This window comes from Solwaraspora sp. WMMD792, from assembly GCF_029626105.1.
Classification (GTDB): Bacteria; Actinomycetota; Actinomycetes; order Mycobacteriales; family Micromonosporaceae; genus Micromonospora_E.
In genome coordinates this window covers 2227079-2249294 of sequence record NZ_JARUBH010000009.1, presented here as the reverse complement: position 1 = coordinate 2249294, position 22216 = coordinate 2227079, and the positions used below count along the sequence as shown (strand labels likewise).

Genomic DNA, 22216 nt, shown 5'->3' with positions numbered 1-22216 from the left:
GTGCGCGGCGACTTCGCCGGCGACAGGGCGATGTGGTGCGGGTCAGTGGCTGGGTTGGTCGGTGACGCTGACGCGGCGGCGGAAGATCCAGTAGGTCCAGCCCTGGTAGAGCAGGACGACGGGGGTGAGCGCGGCGGCGACCCAGGTCATGATGGTCAGGGTGTAGGGGGTGGACGCGGCGTTGGTGGTGGTGAGGGTGCCGGCGGGGTCGGTGGTGGAGGGTAGGACGGTCGGGAACAGGGTGGCGAACAGGGCGGCGACGGCGAGGCCGATGGCGGCGGCGGTGCCGGTGAAGGCCCATCCTTCGCGGCGTACCTGATTGGCGGCCAGCCCGGCGACGAGGGCGAGCGCCGCGGTCACGGCGAGTGTGACGGCGGTGGGGTTGGCGCGGATGGTGAGGGTCCAGGCGAGGAAGGTGCCGGCGAGGGCGACGGCGGCCAGGCCGGTCCAGCTGGCGACGCGGCGGGCGCGGTGGCGCAGTTCGTCGGTGGTTTTGAGGGCGAGGAAGACGGCGCCGTGGGTGATGAACAGGGCGGTGGTGGTGGCGCCGCCGAGCAGGGCGTACGGGTTGAGCAGGGTGAGCAGGGTGCCGGTGTATTCGTGGTCGGCGTCCAGTGGTACGCCGGCGACGATGTTGGCGAAGGCGACGCCCCAGAGTGCGGCGGGGATGACGGAGCCGGCGAGGATGGCGTTGTCCCAGCGGGTGCGCCACTGGGTTTCGGGGCGTTTGTCGCGGTATTCGAGGGCGACGCCGCGCAGGATGAGGGCGATGAGGATGAGCAGCAGCGGTAGGTAGAAGCCGGAGAAGAGGGTGGCGTACCACTCGGGGAAGGCGGCGAACATGGCGCCGCCGGCGGTGATGAGCCAGACCTCGTTGCCGTCCCAGACGGGTCCGATGGTGCTCAGCGCGGCGCGTCGTTCGGGTTCGGTGCGGCCGATGAGGCGGGCGAGGACGCCGACGCCGAAGTCGAATCCTTCGAGGATGAAGTATCCGGTGAACAGGACGGCGATGAGCCCGAACCAGACGGTGGTGAGTTCCACGAGGGGTCTCCGGTGGGTGGTCAGTGGGTGGCGGCGAGGGGCCGGTCGGTGGTGGTGTCGTCGGTGTCGTCCGGTGGTGGTGGGTCGGTGAGGTCGGGTAGGCCGTTTCGGGCGTAGCGGATGAGGAGTTTGACTTCGATGACGGCCAGGGCGGCGTAGATGAGGGTGAAGGCGGTGAAGGAGGTGACGACTTCGGTGAGGGAGACGCTGCGGCTGACGCCGTCGCGGGTGAGCATTTCGCCGAAGACGATCCAGGGTTGGCGGCCCATTTCGGTGAAGATCCAGCCGAAGGTGTTGGCCAGTAGGGGCAGGACGGGCAGGGTGAGGCCGGCGCGCAGCAGCCAGCGGCTGGTGGGGGTGCGGCCGCGGCGGGTTGCCCAGAGGGCCCAGAGGGCGATGGCGGCGGTGGCGAGGCCGAAGCCGATCATGAAGCGGAAGCTCCAGTAGGTGACGGGGATGATCGGGGTGTAGCTGCCGGGGCCGTACTGGGCGGCGTACTGGGCCTGCAGGTCGTTGATGCCCTGGACTTCGCCGGTGGGGTCGCCGGTGGACAGCCAGGACAGCAGGTACGGGATCTTGAGGGTCCAGATTTCGCGGCTGCCGTCGAGGGTGCCGACGGTGACGACGGAGAAGGACGCGGGGCTTTCGGTGGTGTAGAGGGCTTCGGCGGCGGCCATCTTCATGGGCTGGACCTGGGTCATGATCTTGCCTTGGATGTCGCCGGTGCCGATGACGGCGGCGGTGGCGAGCAGGGTGGTCCAGGCGCCGAGTTTGGTGGCGGTGCGGAAGGCGGGGGTGTCGGGGCCGTCGGGGTGGCGGACGAGGTGCCAGATGGCGACGGCGAGGACGAGGGCGCCGGCGACCATGAAGCAGCCGGCGAGGGTGTGCGGGAAGGTGATGAGGGTGACCTTGTTGGTGAGTACGGCGATGAAGTCGGTGAGTTCGGCGCGGCCGGTGTCGGGGTTGATGCGGTAGCCGACGGGGTTCTGCATCCAGGAGTTGGCGGCGAGGATGAACCACGCGCTGATGATGCTGCCGAACGAGGCGAGCCAGATGGTGGCGAGGTGCAGTGCCTTGGGGAGTCTCCCCCAGCCGAATATCCAGAGTCCGAGGAAGGTGGATTCGAGGAAGAAGGCGAGGAGGGCTTCGATGGCGAGTGGTACGCCGAAGATGTCGCCGACGAAGCGGGAGTAGTCGCTCCAGTTCATGCCGAACTGGAATTCCTGCACGATGCCGGTGACGATGCCCATGGCGAAGTTGATGAGGAAGAGTTTTCCGTAGAACTTGGTGAGTTTGAGGTAGCGGTCGTCGCCGGTGCGGTGCCAGGCGGTCTGCAGGATGGCGACGAGGAGGCTGAGCCCGATGGTGAGTGGGACGAACAGGAAGTGGTAGACGGTGGTGACACCGAACTGCCAGCGGGCTATGTCGAGCGCGTCCACGGCTCCCCCATCTAGATACTACGAAGCGTAGTACATACTACAATCTGTCGTTCTGGCGGCCAGGGCCGGAGGTCCCCTCTCCCCCGGGACGTCCGTCCCGGCCGCCGTCACCCCCGCCCGCGCCGGTGTCCCGCACAGCGGGGCCCACCGGCGCGCCCCGCTGTGCGACGATCGACGGTCGATGGACGACACAGCCGCCCTCCCGCCCCGCTGGCGGGCCCCGCTGCTGTGGCGGGTGCTGCAGGTCACCGCCCGGCTGGTCGTCGCGCTGGTCGCCCGGCTACGGGTCAGCGGCGACGTTCCCGACGAGGTACGCGACGGCCCGCTGATCCTGGCCGCGAACCACATCAGCCCGTTCGATCCGGTCGTGCTGGCCGCCGCCTGCCGGGTGCGGCGGATCGCGCCCCGGGTGCTGGCCACCGGTGGGTTGTTCCGGGCGCCGCTGGTCGGCGCGGTGATGCGCCGGGCCGGGCACATCCGGGTGGACCGGCGGACCAGCACGGTCGCCGAGGCCTTGGGGTCGGCCGCGCGTGCGGTGGCCGACGGTTCGGTGGTCCTGGTGTACCCGGAGGGGCGGATCGGGCTGGACCCGCAGATGTGGCCGGAGCGCGGCAAGACCGGCACCGCCCGGCTCGCGTTGGCAAGCGGCGCGGTGGTGGTGCCGGTGGCGCAGTGGGGGGCGCACGCGGTGCTGCCGTGGGCGGCGCCCCGTGGCCTGGTCCGGGCGGTGCTGCGGTCGATGCTGCGCCGTCCGGTGGTCACGGTCCGGTTCGGGCCGCCGGTGGACCTGTCCGGGATCGACCCGGCCCGCCCGGGTGCCGCGCAGCGGGCGACGGTGCGGATCGTGGACGCGATCACCGACACCCTGGCCGGGTTGCGGTCCGACGAGCCGGAGATGCCCCGGCATGTCGATCCGACCCGGCCGGTGGACCTGAGCCGGCGGCACCGGCGCGGTCGGGGTGACGTGGTGCCGGACGGGGCCACCGCCGACGTGCTGGCCGACGACGACGCCGACCAGGCCGATCCGGCGCCGGACGCGACCTGACGCCGGACGCGACCGGCCACGAGTTGGTGGCGGCGGTGTCGGTGGCGGTTCAGCGTGCGGGTCGTTGCCGCAGGTAGGCGAGGACGGCTTCGCGGGTGGTGCGGACCCCGAGGGCGGCGCGGGCCTGGGCGATGCGCCGGTTCGCGGTACGCAGCGACAGGAACTCGGCCGCCGCGGCGGCGGCGATGGTCTCGCCGTTGGCGAGCCGTTCCAGCAGGGCCCGCTGCTCGGGTATGAGGGTGACGGTGTCGGTGGCCGCCGCGGCCGGTGGTTCGGCCTCGGCGTGGCGCAGTACCGGCCCGAGACGGGACAGGTCGTCGAGCAGGGCGTGGCCGAGATCACCGGCCGGGTCGCAGATGGCGACGACGGCGGCGCCCCTGGCGGCGGCGAGGACCACCAGGGCGACGGTGTCGGTGTCCGGGACCCGCCCGTACAGGGCGAGCCGGGCGGTGGTGAGGTCCCAGGTGGGGTCGGTGACGGCGAACCCTTCCCGGGTGGTCCAGCCGTCGCGGGCCAGCCGGCGCAGCACCGTGGTGGCGTCGGCGGCGCTGTCGAGGACGTAGCGCGGCGGGTCGCTCATCGGTGGTCGGGCTCCATCGCCAGGGCCGCAGCCTCGGTGCGGGTACGGGCACCGAGTTTACGCATTCCGGCGCGGACGTGGGTTTCCACGGTCTCGGTGGAGATGCCGAGCTGGTTGGCGATCCGGCGGGTGGGTTCGCCGCGGGCGACCAGCCGCAGCACGTCGCGTTCCCGCACGGTGAGCAGGTCGCCGCTGCGGGGGCCGCGTTCGTCGCGGCGTACCGCGTGCCGGCGCAGGGCGCGGCGGACCCGGCCGAGCAGGACGACCAGTCCGGCGTGCTCGGCGAGGGACTCGGCGGCGAGCAGGGCGGGTACGGCCCGAGCGGGGTCGGGTTCGTGCAGGCCGTGGGCGAGCAGGCAGCGGACCTGTTCGCGGACGGCGACGTCGCGCCAGGTGTCGGCGGCGTGGGCGAACTGTCGTGGATCGCCGGCGGTCCAGGCGGTGACGGTGGCGGCGGCCGGCGCCGGCAGCGTGACCGGTGTAGCGGCCGGCGGTGTGGCGGGGTCGGCGCCGTCGTGGGCGGCCCAGTGGGCGGTGATCCGCCGCAGTCCGTCGACCAGCGGCGGCACGGGGACGTGGGGTGCCCCGGCGGTGGCCTGGTCCGGTTGGCCGTCGAGCCAGGCGGCTTCCCGGGCCACCCAGTCCAGTACGGCGGTGGCGGTGTTCGGGGTGCCGGGGCCGCCGGTGAGCCGGGCGCGGGCCGGGGCGAGCAGGCCGCTGTCGGCTTCGAGCAGGCCGGCGGCGGCGACGGCGTAGTCGTGGGCGGCGGCCGGCAGGGTGCGGTCGGTCAGGTCGGCGGCGGCGCGCAGCAGGGCGTCCCCGGCGGCGGGCAGCGGGTCGCTCTGGTCGGCGGTCTGCGCGCCGGTGCCGGCCGTGGCCGGGCCGGTCGGGTCCCCGCGCAGGGCCAGGCACCACAGCCGGGCGGCGGTGAACCGGACCTGCCAGCTGTAGGCGAGGTCGGCGGCGCAGGCGGTGGCGGCCGCCACCGCGGCCTGCGCGGCCTCGGTGAGCCGTCCGTCGCCGGCGAGGGTCTGCACCAGGTGCCAGGCGGTCCACCGGGCGGTGAGCAGGTCACCGGCGGCGCCGGCGGCCGCTGCGGTGCCGGCGAGGGCGTACTCCCAGCCGGGTCGGCGGCCGGCGGCGGCGGTGGCGGCGAGGGCGGCGCGTAGCCCCAGGTGGGCCGGTTCGGGTCCGTGTCGGCGGGCGATCGTGGTGGCGCGGACTGCGGCGGAGGTGGGGTCGGTGGCCAGGTCGGCGAGCAGCAGCACCCGGTCGCGGGCGGCGACCACCGGTGGTGGGGTGTCGTCGGGCACCGGTGCGGCGGCGGTGCGGGCGGCGGTCGGGTCGCCGGCCTGCAGCAGCGCCTCGGCACGCAGCACGGCGGTGTCGGGGGTGGGCAGGGCGGTGCCGGTGAGCAGGTCGGCGGCGCGGCGGGGCCGCCCGGCGGTGAGCGCGGCGCGGGCGGCGGCGAGGCGGACCGGTTCGGTGGCGTCGGGTTGTGCGCTGGCGAACAGCAGCAACTCGGCGCGGGCGCCGCCGGTGGCGGCGGTGTCGGCGGCGGTGACCGCCCGCTGGTAGGCGGCGGTGGTGTCGCCGGCGGCGGCGAGGTGCCGGGCGGCGGCCAGCGGGTCGGTGACGAGGTCGGCGAGGCGGCGGTGCAGGGCGCGGCGGGCCGGGTCGTCGAGCAGGCCGGCGGCGACGGCGGCCTGGTACGGCGAGGTCGGGGTGACCAGTCCGTCGTCGCCGGTGTGGACCAGGTCGGCGGCGGTGAGTTCGGTGACGCCGTCGCCGAGCAGACTCGCCGGGGCGCCGTGGCCGAGCAGGCCGAGGGCGGCCAGTGCGGTGCGGGCGGGGCGGGTGAGGGTGGCCAGTGCGGCGGCGACGGCGTAGCCGACCTGGTCCAGTTCGGCACCGCCCGGGGTGCCGCCGACGGTGGGTGGGGTGCCGGTGCGGGCGGCGTGGCGGGCCAGTGCGGTGGCGGCGAGCGGGTTGCCGCCGGCGTGGCGGGCCACGGCGGCGACGGTCGCCGGGTCGAGCGTGGGTGCGGCGCGGCGGATCAGGTCGGCGAGGGTGTCCGGGTCGGGTGCCGGCACCGTCAGCCAGAGGCCGGTGTCGCCGCGCAGCGGGTCGAGGGCGGTGTCGGGCAGCTGGTGCGGGGTGCGCAGGGCGACGACGACCCGGCAGTGCCGGGCGATGGCGGGCAGGGCGGCGACGGTCGCCGGGTCGGCCCACTGCAGGTCGTCGAGGACGAGCAGGCCGTGGCGGACCCGGGAGCGGACGGCTTCGGCGAGCAGCGCGGTGTCGTGGCCGGGAAGCCGTACCCGCAGGGCGTGGCTGAGGGGGAACGCCGGGACGTGGCCGAGGGCGGCGAGGCCGCCGCCGGTGTGGACGGGCCCGGTGGTGGCGGCGGCGACGCGGCGCAGCAGGGTGCTGCGTCCGCTGCCGGGTGGCCCGGTCAGTATGACGATCCCGGGGCGGGTCAGCCGTTGCGTGGCGGCTGCCACGGCGTCGGCGACGGTCCCGGTGGGGACGCTGCCGCCGGCGGTGGTGCCGTCGGGTCGGGTGCGGGCGGGGTGTCCGCCGGCTGGGTGCCGCACTTGTCCTCCTCCCCCCGCTACGGCTCGTGGCCCCGCCGGGCGAGGTTGGCACGAACATGGGATCCTGCGCCGGTGAGGATATTCGTACGGTGGATGCCGGTGGTGGGCGCACCACCGCATGCCGTGCTGTCGGGAGGACGACCAGCAAGATGAGTGTGTGCCGCCGTCGGATGCCCGTCGTCGCCGTTGACCGGGCGGCGGGGGGTCGGCTGTGAACGCCGGCCCGTTGAGTGGCCGGGTCGCCGCGTTGTGCGACGAGGTGGGTCCCCGGGTGAGCGCGGCCGCCGGCGGTGAGGTGCTGCGGGTGCGGCGGCGGCTGGACGAGCCGCTGCGGGTGGCGATCGCCGGCCGGTTGAAGGCCGGCAAGTCGACGCTGGTGAACGCGTTGATCGGGCGGCGGGTGGCGCCGACCGAGGTGGGTGAGTGCACCCGGGTGGTGACCCAGTTCCGGTACGGCACGGCCGACCGGGTGGACGTGGTACGCCGGGACGGCACCCGGGTGAGTCTGCCGCTGGACGCGACGGGGGTGATTCCGCAGCGGCTGGGGGTGCCGCAGGCGCAGGTCGCGTTCGTCGACGTCACGTTGACCAGTGACCGGCTGCGGGAGTTGACGGTGATCGACACGCCGGGGTTGTCGTCGACCAGTGCCGGGGTGAGTGAGTCGGCGCGGCGGTTCCTGTTCGCCGGGGCGGGCGCGCCGGCCGGCTCCGGTGGCGGCGGCCCGGTGGTCGACGACACGGCGCCGTTCGACGCCGGTATCGACGACGACTCGGTCGGCGCGGTGTCCGGGGCCGAGGCGATCGTGTACGTGTTCACCCAGGCGGTACGCGACGACGACGTGCGGGCCTTGGAGGCGTTCCGGTCGGTGTCGGCGCGGCTGTCGAGCAGTCCGATCAACTCGGTGGGCCTGTTCAACAAGGTCGACAAGCTGGTGGCCGGTGGGGCGGATCCGTGGCCGGTGGCGGCGCCGTTGTCGGCCGACCAGACCCGGGTGCTGCGGCGGGTGGTGTCCGACGTGGTGCCGACGGTGGGGCTGTTGGCGGAGACGACCGAGGCGGGCCGGTTGACGGCGGCCGACTGTGAGGCGCTGCGGGCGTTGGCCGGGTTGCCGGCGGCGCAGCGGGCGGTGCTGCTGGCGTCGGTGGACCTGTTCGTGTCGCGGGAGGCTCCGGTGCCGCGCCAGCAGCGTGAGCGGCTGCTGGCGCTGCTGGACCTGTACGGGGTGGGGTTCGCGGTGGCGCAGCTGCAGGCGTCGCCGCAGTTGGCGTCGGGGGACCTGGTACGGGCGTTGTACGCGGCGTCGGGCTTCGCCCGGCTGCGGCACACGTTGGACGAGGCGTTCCGGTGGCGTACCGACGCGATCAAGGCCGGGTGGGCGTTGTCGTGTCTGGAGAAGGTGGCCAGCCACACGGCGAATCCGGGTGACCGGGAGTTGTTGCGGGACGCGGTGGAGCGGCTGCTGCACCAGCCGGAGTACCACCGGCTGCGGCTGTTGGAGGTGGCGCAGCAGGTGACGACCGGCGCGGTGGAGCTGCCGGAGCCGATGGAGCGGGAGTTGACCCGGTTGGCGTTGTCGGCGGATCCGCGCTGGGTGCTGGAGCTGCCGGCGGCGTCGGCGCAGGAGTTGTCGGCGGCGGCGGTGGAGGCGGCGACCCGGTGGCGGGTGTTCGCGGTCGCCGGGGCGTCGCCGGCGCAGTCGCGGGTGGCGTTGGTCGCCCACCGTGGGTTTCATCTGCTGTCGCAGCAGGCGCGGGCGGTGTCGCGGTGAGCGGCGGCCCGGCGGCGTTGGGAGCGCTGCTGTCCGGGGCGGTCGACACCTGTCTCGGGTTTGTCCGCACCATCGACGCGGAGGCGGCGGCGGAGATCGACGCGCAGCGGCGTCGGGAGGTGACCCGGCCGTCGGTGGTGGTCGTCGGTGAGACGAAGCGGGGCAAGAGTTCGCTGGTGAACGCGTTGATCGGGGTGACGGGTCTGTCGCCGGTGGACGCGGCGGTGGCGACGTCGGCGTACCTGGAGTTCGGTCATGGGGCGACGACGTCGGCGCAGGCGTTCGCGCCGGGCCGCGACGAGCCGGTGCCGGTGCCGGTCGACCGGTTGGCGGACTGGGCGACGGTGTCGGCGGCGCTGCCGGACGGGATGCGTCCGCCGCGACGGATCGCGGTGACCTGTCCGGCGCCGCTGCTGCAGTATCTGACGCTGGTGGACACCCCGGGTGCCGGCGGGTTGGATCCGGCGCACACCGAGATCGCGTTGGACGCGGTGTCGCGGGCGGCGGCCCTGCTGTTCGTGGTGGACGCGTCGACGCCGTTGACCCGGCCGGAGCTGGACTTCCTCATCGAGGCGAGCAAACGGGTCGACGTGGTGGTGTTCGCGTTGACGAAGGTCGACGCCTATCCGGGGTGGCGGACGATCCTGGCTGACAACCGGGCGCAGTTGCAGGCACACGCGCCGAGGTTCGCGTCGGCCGCCTGGTTCCCGGTGTCGGCACGGCTGGCCGAGTTGGCGTTGACGCTGCCGGCGGAGGCCGCCGGTGAACTGGTCGGTGAGTCGCGGGTGGCGCCGCTGCAGCACGCGTTGGTGGGGTTGGCCGGCAACGGGCATCTGCTGGCCCAGGCGAACGTGCTGCGGACGGTGCGCAGCGAACTGGTCCGGCTGGATCTGGCCGCCGGTGAGCGGGTCGCCGCCTGTGACCCGGATCCGGCGGAGGTGGAGCGGGTAAAGCGGGACCGGGCCGGGTTGGCGGCGCGGAAACGGACCGAGGCGCGGCAGTGGTCGTTGGCGTTGAACACGGAGACGCAGCGGGCCCGGGTGGAGGCGACGGGCCGGCTGCGGACCGCGGTCGGCGGGTTGCAGGAGCAGTTCCTGACCCGGATCGACGCGGCCCGCGGGGAGGCGTTGAAAGCGCTGCCGGCCGAGGTGGACCGGGCGTTGCACGCGTTGTCGCTGCAGTTGTCGTACGATCTGCGGTTCCGGTTCCACAAGGTCGCCGAGCGGACGTTGGCGCAGGTGTTCGCGCCGGCCGAGCTGCAGTTCGTGCTGCAGCGGATCAACGGCACGTTGCGGCACGCGTTGGCGACCCGGCCGCGGCGCGACGGCGGCGGCGGCGACAACGTGATGGTGGCGTTGTCGGCCGGCGGGATGGCGTTCATGGCCGGCCGGGGGGTCGCGGCGGGCGCGTCGGCGTTGGGTGCCGGGGCGCTGGTCGGCGGTGGGCTGCTGATCCCGGTCGCCGGGCTCGGTCTGGGGTTGGCCGCTGGCGCGTTCATCCTGTTCCGGCGGCGGGTCGCCAACGACCGGCAGCAGGCCCGGGTGTGGCTGCGGGAGGTGCTCGGCGAGGCGCGGGCGGCGTTGACCGACGAGTTGGCGCAGCGGTTCACCGACCTGCAGTACGCGTTGACGGTGGCGTTGGACGACGCCGTGGAGCGGCGGTTGGCGCAGTTGGACGCGCACATCGCCGACATCGACGCGGCGTTGGCGCGGGACAAGGCGGACCGGGCGCGGCGGCGGTCGGCGGCGCAGGCCCGCCGCGACGCCGTCCGGGCGCGGGTGAAGCAGGTCGACGAGGTGCTGGCCCGGGCCCGGGTGTTGACCCCGACAGCGGAGGCGGTGCCGCGATGACCAGCGAGTTCGGTGACTGGACCGGGGACGACCCGACCGGTGACGACGCCGACACCGCCGACCTGGGTGGTCCGGTCGACGACGGGTCGGGCGGCCCGGCCGTGGAGGGGTTCGGCGCCGCCGACCCGGTGGAGGGGTTCGGGGCGGCCGACCCGCCGGACGGCGACGACCTGACCGGCGACATCGCCGACGACGGCAAATACGGCGACGGCGGGTACGGCGGGGGTGACGCGGTGCCGGCGCTGGGCTACGGCGACGACCTGTCCGGCGCGGACCCGGCCGATCCGGTGGACGCCGGGTCCGGGGCGGAGCCGGCGGCCGAGCAGGGGTTCGGGGCGGCGGACCCGCCGCCCGGGGTCGACCCGGACGTGCCGGCGGGGGCCGACGGGTGGCCGGAGGCAGAGTTCCCGCCGCTACTGGACCCGGCGGGGGTGCCGACGCCGGTCGACGGCTGGCCGTGGGCGGACCCGCAGCTGCTCGGCGACGGCGGCCCGGTCGGTGCTGTGTCGCCGCACGTCGACCCGGTCGACCCGGTCGACCTGGCCGGCTACGCGGGGGCGGACGCCGTCGGCGGTGACCTGTGGGCGGCGTTGCTGGGCAGCGACGACCCGGCGACCAGCGCGCTGGCCCGGTTCTGGTCCTCCGGAAGCTGACCAGGCGGGATCAGGGTGTCGCCCGGCCCGGTAGCTGCCCGGTTGGCCGGCGGGGCGGGGTCAGTGCGTCGGGGTCGGTGCCGCCGCCGGCGGCACGGCGCAGGCGGCGGTACCGCCGGGCAGCCGGTGCCGGTTGTCGGCGATCCACCGGTACACCGGCCAGGCCAGGGCGGTGACCGGGCGCAGCCCGAGGACGGCCCCGGCGGCCCGCCACAGCGGGTTGCTGGTGCGCAGCAGCGCGGCGATCGCCGCCGGCCCGGCGGCGGAGCGGCTCTTGTCGGCCGGCACCCATTGCACGGCGGTCACCGCCTGGTCACGGGTCAGGCCCAGCGCGGCCAGGTCGGTCCACTGCCAGGGCACGACGGTGGCGTCGTTGGGCACCCGACGTTCGATGAACCGGACGCACATGGTGCAGAACGCGCAGTCGCCGTCGTAGACGAAGGTGCCTGAGGGTGCGCTGGCGTCACTCATACGATCATTGTCCCGCGTCGGCGCCAGCCGGTGCCACCGGATGTGTCCGATCCCGCACAGCCGACGCGTCGGGCCGGCCCGACGCGCCGGGCCGCCGCCCGGCCCGCGATCGTGGCCACCGTCACCGTCCGGGCGGTCCGGGCCGGGGGCCCGGCGGCGGCCGGCCAGCCGCCGCGCCCACACGATCGGCCGGACCCTTTCCAGCGGCAGGAACGCGCCCATCGCCACCAGGTGCGGGGCGAACGAGATGGAGATCGTCGCGAACGACAGCAGATGGAACGAGTAGAAGAAGCCGATCACCGCGTACCGCAGCCGCCCACGGGTCAGGAAGACCAGCGGGCTGAGCGCCTCGAACACGACGATGCCGATCTGGGCGGCGATCAGCGCGTACGGCGCGGCGGCGATCAGGTCGGCGAGCTCCGAGCCGCGACGCAGGAACGCGCGGGCCAGGACGCTGCCGGTCAACCAGCCCCAGCCGCCGAAGCGGATCTTCGCGTACGCGGAAAAGAAGTAGGTGCAGACGACGGCGATCTGGATCATCCGCAGTGACCAGCCGGCGGCCTGGCTGGGCCGGTGGTCGCCGTGGCGGGCGGCGCCGACGGTGGGCAGCACGGCGAGCGCGACGAGGAACGCGAACCGGTCGTGGTCGACCTTGCCGTAGCTCATCGCGACGACCATCCACGCGAAGTAGAACGTGAACACGGACCAGCCGAGTGTCCGCGGGAACCGGCCGGTCGCCGCCAGCGGCGCCAGTAGCAGCAACGACCACCAGATGAGGTCGACGGCGACACCGGTCGGTGCCGGCAGGTGCAGGAAACGGGCGAACGCCAGCGGCTCGTACAGGTCGGCCGGCACGTCACCGCGGGTACGCACCCACGACGAGTAGACCAGCAGATCGAACACGATGAACAGGTAGGCGGCGGTACGCAGCGCGGCGACCCGACCGAGCGGGGCGGCGGCGAACAACCAGCGGCTGATCACGGCCGCTGCCAGACGGCGCGGGTTTCGTCGTGCCACTGCCCGGTGAGGGAACTGTTGCGGATCTCGTGGAGCCGTACGATCACGGTGACCCGGACGATCGGCGGCGCGTCGGGGTTCATCCGCGCGTAGCTGTCGGCGATCAGTTCGAGCCGTCTTGGGTCGTCGACGTAGGCCGCTTCGAGTCCTTCCACCTCGGCGCGGCGTACCCCGGCGTTGTGTTCGTTGAGCACCAGGGTCCGTCCGGTGGCGTCGACGCCTTCGACCCGGGTGTCCGGCGCCGGGTCGTTCGGGCCGTTGACGCCGGCGTACATGCTGAACGGTCCAAACGGGAAATGGTCGTCGGTGCCCCACAGTGTGCCTGCGGTCAGCAGTGCGAACACCACGACGGTGGCCGACGCACGGACCAGACGGCCGGTCGCCGTCAGGGTGTCGGTCTGCACCGGCGCACTGTACCGGAGCGGCCGGGGCCGCGCGGGCGGGGTGTCGGTCTGCCCGGCCGCCGGAGCGGATCCGCGCGTACGAGGGAAGCGGTGGGTACGTCACCGGGCTGGCCAGTGGCCGGGGCGGGTCAGCGTCGACGGTAGCCGGGTGCGGGGGTTACCGGCGGCGGAGTCCAGCTGCGGCTGGGTCAGGAACAGCGCGTCGGTCAGGTCGGCGCCGTCGAGCCGGGCCCCGCGCAGGTCGGCGCCGGCCAGGTCGGCCTGGGCGAGGACGACCCCGCGCAGGTCGGCGCCGATCAGGATCGCCCCGCGCAGGTTCGCGCCCCGCAGGTTCCGCTGACGCAGGTCCCGGCCGGCGAGGTCCACGCCGCTGTGGTCCCGGCCGGTTCGGCCGTGGCGGCGACGCAGGGCGGTGCTGGCCCGCCGCAGCAGCGCGGCCACCTGCCGCCAGTGTCCGGGCAGGTCCAGGCCGCGCAGCGCCGCCGGGTCGGCGGCGGTCAATGCGGTGGTGTGGTCGGCGACGGCGCGCAGGTCGTCGCGCAGCGGTCCGGCCGGGCAGCGGACGGCTGCCTCGGTGAGATGCCACAGGGCTTCGTGGAGTTGGCGCTGCACCGCGAAGACCGCGAACATGTCGGCGGCGATGTCCGGGTGCTGTCGCCAGTCCCGGCCGCCGAAGGTGACCTGCACGGTCTGCTGCCCGGCGCCGAAGCAGTCGTACGTGGTGCAGCCGGCGAAGCCTCGGCGTCGCAGGTCACGGTGGATACCGCAGCGGAAGTCGGCGTGCAGGTTCGGGCATGGCCGGCCGGCGGGTTTGTCGATGGCGAAGTCGGCGGAGGCGGCGAACGCCGGCGCGGTGCAGCACAGCGCGGCGCAGCGTGCGCAGTCGGCGCGTAGCGCCGGCTGCCCGTCGGAGGGGTTCGTCATCGGTGTCCTCAGAGTCACAGCAGCAGCACGACCATGACGACGACGGCGATGCCGACCATGGTGGCCAGCGCGGCCACCAGGACCGGGCCGTGTTCGTCGTACCAGGGACGGCCCGGCGTCGTCGTCGGCTGCGCCGGCATCGGCATCAGGTGTGGTGACACCGGTGCCGGCGCCATGAACGGTGCCGGTGACGCCGGTGGCGGCATCGGCGGTGCGGCCGGCGAGGTCGGCCCGGCCGCGGGTGTCCCGACGATGTGCGGCGGCGCGGTGGCGACACGCGGCATCGGGGCCGGGGGACGCGGGCCGGGCAGGCCGGTGCGGGCGGCGGCACCGACCCGCAACGCACCGTCGGCGACGACGGTCTCCGGCTGCTCCAGGGTGGTCGGTGCCACCCCCAGTTCGGTGTGGATCAGCTGCGCGGCGAGCGGGATCCGGCTGGAACCGCCGACCAGGAACACGCCGACCAGGTCAGCCGGGGCCAGCCCGGCGGCAGCGACCGTCTGCGCCAGACACGTCACGGTACGGGCCAAATGGTCGCGGATCAGCGACTCCAGTTCGTCGCGGGTGACGTGGGCGGCGATGTCCAACGCCGGCAGGTGCACGTCAGCGCTGACCGTACGGGACAGCATCTCCTTCGCGCCGCGGACGTCGTCGTAGAGCAGGGCGCGGGCCCGCCGCGACCCGGTGTCGGACGGCGCGACCAGACCGTTCCACACGGTCGTGCGGCTGGGTGAGTAGACGCCGCCGAGATGCTCGACCAGCGCCTGGTCGAAGTCGAGGCCGCCGAGTTCGGCCAGGCCCTGCTCGGCGAGCACGTCGAACCCGGTGGCGGTGCGCCGGACCACGGCGGCGTCGAAGGTGCCGCCGCCCAGGTCGTAGACGGCCAACGCCCGGCCGGGCGGTACCGCCGCGCCCAGCGCCGACGTGTAGTAGGAGGCGGCGGCGACCGGTTCGGCGATCAGCGTGGGGCGGGGCAGCCCGGCGGCGTACGCGGCCTGGACGAGGACCATCCGCCGCCGCTCCCCCCACCGCACCGGATGGGTCAGCCGGACCTCGTCGACGCCGCCGAGTTGGCGGCGGGCCTCGGCGGCGACGTGCCGCAGCAGGGCGGCGACCAGCTGCGGTACCGGAACGTCGGCGTCGCCGAGCAGCACCGTGCCGTCGTCGACGCGGCGTTTCGGGTTGGGTTCGAACCCGGACGGGTCGATGCGGGCCCGGCGGTGCGCGTCCGCGCCGACGAGCAGCCGCCCGTCGGCGTCGCGGTACACCGCCGACGGCAGCAGCGGGGTGCCGTCGAACAGCAGCGGCCGGACCCGGCCGTCGCCGCCGCGTACCACCGCCACCGTGTTCGAGGTGCCGAAGTCGATGCCGAGTGCCCGCATGGGGGCACCCTACTGCCGGCGGCGCGGCGGCCCGCACCGGTCACCGGCCGGTGACCGGTCGGCGTCGCGCAACCTGCCGTACGCCCGCAGGTTGCCGGCGGCGGGCATACTGCGCTGCGTGTCGCACCGGTTCGCGTACCTGGACTCGCCGGCTCCGATCGCGTTCGCGCACCGGGGCGGCGCGGCCCGCGGTGACGAGAACACCGCCGAGGCGTTCGGCCGCGCCGTCGGGCTCGGCTACCGGTACGTGGAGACCGACGTGCACGGCACCGCCGATCAGGTGGCGGTGGTGTTCCACGATCCGACCCTGGACCGGGTGACCGGCGACAAGGGCAGCATCGCGCGGCTGCGCTGGGCGGACCTGGCCACGGTGCGGGTGGGTGGCGCGTCGGTGGTGCCGCGTCTCGACGATGTGCTCGACAGCTGGCCGCAGGTGCGGTTCAACGTCGACGTGAAGGCCGACGGCGGGGTGGAGCCGACGCTGGCGGCGGTCGACCGGTGCGCCGCCGCCGACCGGGTGCTGCTGGCGTCGTTCTCCGACCGGCGGCTGCACCGGCTGCGGACGTCGACCGGCGGTCGGGTGGCGACGTCGCTGGGCATGCAGGCGGTGACCCGGCTGCGGGTCGGGTCGTTGACCGGCCGGCGGCTGCGGCTGCCGCCGTCGGTGGTGGCCGCGCAGGTGCCGGTGCGGTTCAACCGGGTACGGGTGGTCGACGCCCGGTTCGTGGCGTACTGCCACCGGCTGGGGTTGCAGGTGCATGTCTGGACGATCGACGAACCCGCCCAGATGCACGAGTTACTGGACCTCGGGGTGGATGGCATCATGACCGATCACGTCGAGGTGTTGCGTGACGTGTACCTCGCCCGTGGCCACTGGCCGCCCGACCGGCGGGTCGACGCGGACCGTACCGCCCGCTGACCGACAGTGAAGGATCCGATGGCCGACCCCACCGAGCCAACCAGCGGGCCACCTACCGGGCCCGCGCCCGTACCGCCCGCCGCGGCGCCGCCCGGTGCCGCACCGTCGAGCACCCGGCGGGAACGCACCGGCTGGTACTTCTACGACTGGGCGATGTCGGCGTTCTCCACCACCGTCATCACCGTGTTCCTGGGGCCGTTCCTGACCACGGTCACCAAGCAGGCGGCCGGCTGCGCGGCCGACGCCGACGAGTGCACCGGGTCGGTGTACCCGCTGGGTATCGAGGTGGCGCCGGGGGCGTACTTCCCGTACCTGGTGTCGCTGTCGGTGGCGTTGACGGTGCTGGTGCTGCCGGTGATGGGCGCGCTGGCCGACCGGTCGATGCACAAGAAGCGGCTGCTGGCGGTGTCGGCGTTGCTCGGTGCCGGGGCGACCGTCGCGATGGTGTTCGTCACCGGGGACCGCTACCTGCTCGGCGGCGGGTTGTTCGTCCTGGCCAACATCGCGTTCGGCGCCAGCGTGGTGGTGTACAACTCGTTCCTGCCGCAACTGGGCGGCCCCGACGACCGCGACCGGATCTCGAGCCGGGGCTGGGCGCTCGGCTACCTCGGCGGTGGGCTGCTGCTGGCCGTCAACCTGGTGGTGGTGCAGTCGTTCAGCGTCGACGGCGACGTGCAGCGCACCCTGGACCTGGCCCGCTGGTCGATCGTGTCGGCCGGGGTGTGGTGGGCGGTGTTCACTCTGGTGCCACTGGCGTGGCTGCGGGAACATCCGGCGGTCGACGCCCGGCCGGGCGGCAACGTGCTCACCGACGGGTTCAAACAGCTGGGCCGTACGGTGCGCGGGCTGAAAACGTACCCGTTGACGTTGTTCTTCCTGCTGGCGTTCCTGGTCTACAACGACGGCATCCAGACGGTGATCGCGTTGGCCAGCCAGTACGGCACCGAGGAGCTGCGGCTGGGCCAGTCGACGCTGATCGTGACGATCCTGCTGGTGCAGTTCCTGGCGTTCGGTGGGGCGCTGCTGCTCGGGGCGGTCGCCCAGCGCATCGGCGCGTGGAAGACGGTGCTGGGCAGCCTGGTGCTGTGGACCGGGGTGATCGTGGCGGCGTTCCGGCTGCCGGCCGAGGCGCCGGCGCAGTTCATGGCGCTCGGCGCGGCGATCGGGCTGGTGCTCGGCGGCTCTCAGGCGTTGAGCCGGTCACTGTTCAGCCAGCTGATCCCGGCCGGTAAGGAAGGCGAGTACTACGGCTTCTACGAGATCAGCGACAAGGGCACCAGCTGGTTGGGGCCGTTGGCGTTCGGGCTGGTGTTCCAGCTGACGAATTCGTACCGGGTCGGTCTGGTCTCGTTGTTGATCTTCTTTGTGGTCGGGTTCGTGCTGCTGCTGGCGGTGCCGATGCGCCGGGCGATCGTCGCCGCCGGCAACACCCCGCCCCGGGTGCTGTGACCCGGGTGCGGGGCGGGGTGTCGCGGTGGCGTCACAGGATCGGCTGCGTCGCTTCGATCTGCGTGATGGCGGTGCGGGTGGCCGCCACGAAGTCCCAGAACAGCGTGTTGGTGGTGTTCTTGCGCTGGGAACGGGTGTTGGTGCCGAACATCGCCGCCCGCAGCGGAGTGGTCAGCTCCAGCTGGGCGCCCATGCCGAGCAGCGTCCGGTTGACGATGTTGTCGGTCGACGTGCCGGCGATCGCCGGGATACCGGTGGCGTCGAACGCGCTGATCCCGGCCGCGGTGTAGGCGGTGATCAGCGCGGCCCGGAACGCCGCGTTGCGTCCGCCGACGGCGACGGCCTGCGCGTTCGACGGCAGCCCGGCGGTGCCCGGGGTGCAGCCGTGCAGGGTGACGACGTTCAGCGCGCCGGCCGCCACCGACAACGCCGGGACGTCGTCGCAGTGGCTGGCGGTGACGTGCAGTTCGCTGTTGCCTGACGAGCGGATGCCCTCGAACATCCAGTAGTCGTACGTCGGGCCGGCCGGTGGGGTCGCCGCCAGGTTCGCCGGGTGGTAGCCGGCGATCGCCAGGCACAGCTCCGACGTGCCGCCTTCGATGCCGCCGCCGTGTGGGGCGATGATCGCGGTACGCGGAAACGGCGTCGCGGTGGCGTCGGAGTTGTCGAGCAGCGGATGCCGGCGGTAGCGGCGGGCGTAGTCGACCCCTTCGGCCAGGTTCGGATCCGAGTACAGGTCGGTGTTCGAGGTGTAGATGTCGGCGGCGGCCGCCGGGGTGGCCGGCAGCGTCGCCAGGGGTCCGGCGACCGCCGCGGTGGCGAGCAGGCCGAGGACCGTCCTTCTGCTGGTGTTCACGACGTGTCTCCTCAGGTGTGGTTGCGGTTCGCCCTCCGGTGTCGGGCGAGGCACACCGTGTCACGGCCGCCGGCAGCGCCGCGAACCATTTGCCGACCGGGTTTCCGTCCGCGCAGGCCCTGTCCGGCTGAAAAATGCAGCGGTACGGTGCCATTTGCGCCGAAGAATCGTCGGATCAGTGACACTTCCGGTGTTCGTGACCCGACATCGGTCGCAGACCACCGGTCACCGACTGGCCTTGCCGTACGGAGTGGCTCAGACGGTGAGCCGGACCGGTCAGCCGGCGAGCCCGACCGCCAGGGCGACCACGCCCAGCAGCGGCGGCAGCCCCTGGATGAGCGCGGCGCGCAGCATCGCCGGCCGGGAGAGCACCAGGACCAGGCTTGCCGCGACCATCGTGCCGGTGCCGGTGAACACCAGCGTCGCGCCGACGACGGTCGCCCCGGCCGCGACCACGACGATGCCGGCGACGACCGCGACGGCCAGGAACAGGTTGTAGAAGCCCTGGTTGAAGGCGAGGGCCCGGGTGGTGAGCGCGTCCTGCTCGCTGCGAACTCCGAACACCGCACGGGTACGCGGTGCGGTCCACACCACCGATTCGAGGTAGAAGATGTAGCCGTGGATCAGCGCCGCCGTACCGGCGAGGACCAGACCTGCGACGACCACGGTGTCCCCGCTCCCACGAGTCGTGTACCGACCGACGCAATCTACCGGACCGGCCACGCCGTAGGGTGGCGGCCATGGAACGCACGCCGGAACGACAGTGGCTCGACGCGCTCAGCGACGTGCTGCTGCGCTCCCACCTGTTCCAGCCCGACGAGCTGGGCGGCGCGTTCGCCGACGTGATGGCCACTCTCGGCGTGCACGCCACCATCTACCTGGCCGACGAGGAGCAGCACACGCTGCGGCCCGTACCGGTGCCGGGCCGGCCCGACCCGCAGCCGCAACCGGTCGAAGGGTCCGTCGCCGGGCGGGCCTTCACCCTGGTCGAGTCGATCCCGGCGCTGAACGCGCCCGCGTGGTGGATCCCGATGGTCGACGGCACCGACCGGCTCGGCGTCATCGAGTACGTCTTCGACGACCCGGCCGACGCCGACGGCCCACACACCCGCCGCCGCTGCGAGACCGTCGCCGGACTGGTCGGGCACCTGATCACCGTCACCCGGCCGAAAGGCGACCATCTGCGGCTGGTCGGCCGGTCCCGGCCGGCGACCGTCGCCGGGGAACTGCTGTCGCAGGTGCTGCCGCCGCTGACCGCCGCCACGGGGCGGATCACCGTCAGCGCCGTCCTGGAACCCTGCTACGACGTCGGCGGCGACGGCTTCGACTACGCCATCGACGGCGACCACGCATTCCTGGCGATCTTCGACGCGGTCGGGCACAGCCTGAAAGCCGGCCTGGCCTGCACCACGGTGATCGCCGCCGTCCGGTCGGCCCGCCGCTGCGGGCACGACCTGGTCACCCAGGGCCGCACCGCCGACGCGGCGCTGACCGACCAGTTCACCGACGCCCGGTTCGTCACCGCGTTCCTCGCCGACCTGGACCTGGAGACCGGGCTGCTGCGCTACGTCAACGCCGGGCATCCCCGGCCGCTGCTGCTGCGCGGCGGCAAAATGGTCCGGGAGCTGCGCGCCGGCCGCCGGCTACCGCTGGGCATCCCCGACACCGCCGCCCGCGTCGGCGAGGAGATCCTCGAACCCGGCGACCAGCTGCTGCTGTTCACCGACGGCGTGCCGGAGGCCGGGTCCCGCGCCGGTGACCCGTTCGGCCTGCCCCGCCTGGTCGACTTCGCCGAACGGCAGGCCGCGACCGGGCTGCCGGCACCCGAGGCGGTACGGCGGCTGGCCCGCGCCGTCGCCGAGCACCGGGGCGGCCCACCCGACGACGACGCCACTCTGCTGCTGGCCGAATGGTCCCGCACCGCCGCCGTCCGCGTCCTGCCCACCCCGCTGTGACACCTCCGCCGTAAGGCATCCGACACCGCGCCGGTCCGACCCTTCTGGCGGTACGGATCTACTGTGGTTGCCCGGCGGCGGATGGCTTTGGGCGGACGGTGGGACACACAGGTGATCAAGCACTGGAAGGCGGCGACGCCGGCAGTAGCGGGTATGGCGGCCCTGCTCGCAGCCGCCGTCCTGCTGCTCCCCGGTCGGCTGTGGCCGACGCTGGGCCGGCTGATCGTCGGCCACTGGCTGGTGCTGCTGCTCGCCGTGGTCGGGGTGACCGGGCTGGCCGTCGGCGGGGTGCTGTGGCGGCGGTCGCGGCTGACGGGCGAATCGTCGGCGGCACCCGTACCGCCGCAGCGTCCACTGCGTCCGCTGCCGACCTGGATGATCCTGGTCGGCGCACTGGTTGTCGCCGGCATCACCTGGGCGGCGGTGTGGGGTCTGCAGGCCACCGTCCCCGCCGGTATCGGGACGCCGCTGGAGGCGGCGCAGCTGCGGGTGGAGACGATCCGCACCGGCCTGTCGGTCGGCGCGGGTGCCGGTGCCGCCGCCGCGCTGCTGCTGGCGTTACGCCGCCAGCAGGTCACCGAACGGACCCAGCAGGCCACCGAGTACGACGCGGGCGAGAAACGGGTCACCGAGCTGTACGTCAAGGCCGCCGAGCAGCTCGGCTCCGACAAGGCACCGGTACGCCTGGCCGGCCTGTACGCCCTGGAACGCCTCGCCCAGGACAACCCGGTACACCGGCAGAACATGGTCGAGATTATCTGCGCATACCTGCGCATGCCGTACAGCACATCTAGGAAGAACGATCAAGTGAAGGACGGCTCCGAGAGCGTGACGGGCAGCAGCGAAGGGTCCGCGAACGGAACTGCGGACGCGACCGGCCAACCTGATCCACGCGAGGAACGCCAGGTACGGCTGGCGGCACAACGTATTCTCGCCCGGCATCTGCGACCTAAATCGGCAGACGGAACACTCAACCCGATGCACTGGCACAACGTCTCGATCGATTTAACCGAAGCAACTCTTCTCGATCCCGATTTCACCGACTGCAATTTGCGTAGCGCGCGGTTCAGTGGAGCAACGTTCACCGGTCCCGCGCGGTTCAGTGGAGCAACGTTCACCGGTCCCGCGCGGTTCAGTGGAGCAACGTTCACCGGTCCCGCGCGGTTCAGTGGAGCAACGTTCACCGGCGAGGCATCGTTCGACCGCGCGACGTTCACCGGCGAGGCATGGTTCGACCGCGCGACGTTCACCGGCGACGCCGCGTTTAGCGGAGTAGCGTTCACCGGCAACACATGGTTCGACCGCGCGACGTTCACAGGCCCCGCCTGGTTCGGCAGTGCAAATTTCACCCGCAAGGTCGGGTTCGGTCGCACGACATTCACTGGCCCTGCCTGGTTCGGTGGAGCGACGTTTACCGGCGACGCCAGCTTCAGCGAAGCGACGTTTACCGGCGACGCATGGTTCGGCGGAACAACGTTTGCGCAGAATCCGTCCTTCGACTCTGCTATTGTCGGGGGCGGCGATCGCGATAAGGACGCCTGGCCCGCGGGTTGGAGAGTTGATCCAGCAACGCGACGCCTGGAAGGCACTCCGGTTAGCGAAAAACCCGAAATTGATCCCGGACCTAAACCGACGGTAGAGGTTAGGCCCGGTCGCGATGCGATAGGTGGCGGACCGCCGCCCCAGCAGTGAGGATGCGGTCAGCACTGCGGAGGAACCGGTGGTGATTCGGCAGGCTGAGCGGCTCCTCCTCAGGTAATCATGTTCTCGATTGCCTCCTCGGCATCAGGTAGCGAGGTAGGCGCGCATCCCGATCCGGTCGTCGCCACCCGGTTGTAACGGATCCGACAGTGCGGCGGTCCGACT

17 protein-coding genes and 1 pseudogene are annotated in these 22216 nt (G+C 73.2%); 8 read left to right on the top strand and 10 right to left on the bottom strand.

From position 1 onward, the window contains the following. Positions 1–42: 42 nt before the first annotated feature. Together cydB and O7629_RS11675 are read right to left on the bottom strand one after the other, a co-directional pair. Positions 43–1041, bottom strand: a complete 999-nt coding sequence (cydB, locus tag O7629_RS11680) for a cytochrome d ubiquinol oxidase subunit II (RefSeq protein WP_278169142.1) — start codon at positions 1039–1041, stop codon at positions 43–45. 20 nt (positions 1042–1061) lie between these two features. Further along, complete coding sequence (locus tag O7629_RS11675; protein ID WP_278169141.1) at positions 1062–2480, bottom strand: cytochrome ubiquinol oxidase subunit I; 1419 nt, start codon at positions 2478–2480, stop codon at positions 1062–1064. 181 nt (positions 2481–2661) lie between these two features. Here O7629_RS11675 and O7629_RS11670 point away from each other — a divergent pair. Then, positions 2662–3435 (top strand): annotated as a pseudogene (locus O7629_RS11670) (lysophospholipid acyltransferase family protein); the annotation flags it as partial. A gap of 139 nt (positions 3436–3574) precedes the next feature. Here the strand turns inward: O7629_RS11670 and O7629_RS11665 are convergent. Together O7629_RS11665 and O7629_RS11660 are read right to left on the bottom strand one after the other, a co-directional pair. Continuing rightward, positions 3575–4105, bottom strand: coding sequence for a LuxR family transcriptional regulator (locus O7629_RS11665; protein ID WP_278169140.1), 531 nt, complete (start codon positions 4103–4105; stop codon positions 3575–3577). Next, on the bottom strand, positions 4102–6702 hold the full coding sequence (locus O7629_RS11660) for a LuxR C-terminal-related transcriptional regulator (protein WP_278169139.1): 2601 nt from the start codon (positions 6700–6702) through the stop codon (positions 4102–4104). Before O7629_RS11660 ends, O7629_RS11665 begins: the two co-directional genes overlap by 4 nt. A 211-nt stretch (positions 6703–6913) precedes the next feature. Between O7629_RS11660 and O7629_RS11655 the strand changes: the two genes are divergently transcribed. Genes O7629_RS11655 through O7629_RS11645 form a run of 3 tightly spaced genes read left to right on the top strand, consistent with a single transcriptional unit; the run spans position 6914 to position 10973 of the window. Then, positions 6914–8470 carry a dynamin family protein gene (locus O7629_RS11655; protein WP_278169138.1) on the top strand — a complete coding sequence of 519 codons (1557 nt, stop codon included), beginning with the start codon at positions 6914–6916 and terminating at the stop codon, positions 8468–8470. Next, positions 8467–10320 carry a dynamin family protein gene (locus O7629_RS11650; RefSeq protein ID WP_278169137.1) on the top strand — a complete coding sequence of 618 codons (1854 nt, stop codon included), beginning with the start codon at positions 8467–8469 and terminating at the stop codon, positions 10318–10320. Before O7629_RS11655 ends, O7629_RS11650 begins: the two co-directional genes overlap by 4 nt. Next, positions 10317–10973 (top strand): hypothetical protein, encoded by a 657-nt coding sequence (locus tag O7629_RS11645; RefSeq protein ID WP_278169136.1) that lies wholly within the window; start codon positions 10317–10319, stop codon positions 10971–10973. Before O7629_RS11650 ends, O7629_RS11645 begins: the two co-directional genes overlap by 4 nt. Positions 10974–11033: 60 nt before the next feature. Here the strand turns inward: O7629_RS11645 and O7629_RS33630 are convergent, their stop codons facing one another. The 4 genes from O7629_RS33630 to O7629_RS11625 form a co-directional block, all read right to left on the bottom strand. Next, a complete protein-coding gene (locus O7629_RS33630; RefSeq protein ID WP_347403668.1) occupies positions 11034–12425 on the bottom strand; it encodes a DCC1-like thiol-disulfide oxidoreductase family protein in 1392 nt (463 codons plus the stop codon). Then, the gene (locus tag O7629_RS11635; protein ID WP_278169135.1) at positions 12422–12865 is read right to left on the bottom strand and encodes a hypothetical protein; all 444 of its coding nucleotides are present in this window, start codon (positions 12863–12865) and stop codon (positions 12422–12424) included. Before O7629_RS11635 ends, O7629_RS33630 begins: the two co-directional genes overlap by 4 nt. A 99-nt stretch (positions 12866–12964) precedes the next feature. After that, positions 12965–13789, bottom strand: coding sequence for a pentapeptide repeat-containing protein (locus O7629_RS11630; protein WP_278169134.1), 825 nt, complete (start codon positions 13787–13789; stop codon positions 12965–12967). A gap of 14 nt (positions 13790–13803) precedes the next feature. Next, complete coding sequence (locus O7629_RS11625) at positions 13804–15171, bottom strand: Hsp70 family protein (protein WP_278169133.1); 1368 nt, start codon at positions 15169–15171, stop codon at positions 13804–13806. On the opposite strand from O7629_RS11625, the gene O7629_RS11620 reads away from it, so the two are divergent. Together O7629_RS11620 and O7629_RS11615 are read left to right on the top strand one after the other, a co-directional pair. Then, positions 15155–16090: a glycerophosphodiester phosphodiesterase gene (locus tag O7629_RS11620; protein ID WP_278169132.1), complete on the top strand. Its 936-nt coding sequence runs from the start codon at positions 15155–15157 to the stop codon at positions 16088–16090. The genes O7629_RS11625 and O7629_RS11620 overlap by 17 nt on opposite strands. Positions 16091–16108: 18 nt before the next feature. Then, the gene (locus O7629_RS11615) at positions 16109–17539 is read left to right on the top strand and encodes an MFS transporter (RefSeq protein WP_278169131.1); all 1431 of its coding nucleotides are present in this window, start codon (positions 16109–16111) and stop codon (positions 17537–17539) included. 31 nt (positions 17540–17570) lie between these two features. On the opposite strand, the gene O7629_RS11610 is transcribed toward O7629_RS11615, so the two are convergent. Then, positions 17571–18395: a poly-gamma-glutamate hydrolase family protein gene (locus tag O7629_RS11610; protein WP_278169130.1), complete on the bottom strand. Its 825-nt coding sequence runs from the start codon at positions 18393–18395 to the stop codon at positions 17571–17573. A 276-nt stretch (positions 18396–18671) separates the two neighbouring features. After that, complete coding sequence (locus O7629_RS11605) at positions 18672–19061, bottom strand: DUF1304 domain-containing protein (RefSeq protein WP_278169129.1); 390 nt, start codon at positions 19059–19061, stop codon at positions 18672–18674. Positions 19062–19135: 74 nt separating this feature from the next. On the opposite strand from O7629_RS11605, the gene O7629_RS11600 reads away from it, so the two are divergent. Both O7629_RS11600 and O7629_RS11595 read left to right on the top strand, forming a co-directional pair. Then, positions 19136–20350: a PP2C family protein-serine/threonine phosphatase gene (locus O7629_RS11600; protein WP_278169128.1), complete on the top strand. Its 1215-nt coding sequence runs from the start codon at positions 19136–19138 to the stop codon at positions 20348–20350. A gap of 111 nt (positions 20351–20461) precedes the next feature. Next, positions 20462–22042, top strand: coding sequence for a pentapeptide repeat-containing protein (locus O7629_RS11595; protein ID WP_278169127.1), 1581 nt, complete (start codon positions 20462–20464; stop codon positions 22040–22042). Positions 22043–22216: the final 174 nt, after the last annotated feature.

Bases quoted from the DNA above. Each gene is read 5' to 3' on its own strand.
- O7629_RS11665 (WP_278169140.1), bottom strand. From the start codon at position 4,105: ATGAGCGACCCGCCGCGCTACGTCCTCGACAGCGCCGCCGACGCCACC.
- O7629_RS11645 (WP_278169136.1), top strand. From the start codon at position 10,317: ATGACCAGCGAGTTCGGTGACTGGACCGGGGACGACCCGACCGGTGAC.
- O7629_RS11630 (WP_278169134.1), bottom strand. From the start codon at position 13,789: ATGACGAACCCCTCCGACGGGCAGCCGGCGCTACGCGCCGACTGCGCA.
- O7629_RS11620 (WP_278169132.1), top strand. From the start codon at position 15,155: ATGCCGAGTGCCCGCATGGGGGCACCCTACTGCCGGCGGCGCGGCGGC.
- O7629_RS11625 (WP_278169133.1), bottom strand. From the start codon at position 15,171: ATGCGGGCACTCGGCATCGACTTCGGCACCTCGAACACGGTGGCGGTG.
- O7629_RS11615 (WP_278169131.1), top strand. From the start codon at position 16,109: ATGGCCGACCCCACCGAGCCAACCAGCGGGCCACCTACCGGGCCCGCG.
- O7629_RS11600 (WP_278169128.1), top strand. From the start codon at position 19,136: ATGGAACGCACGCCGGAACGACAGTGGCTCGACGCGCTCAGCGACGTG.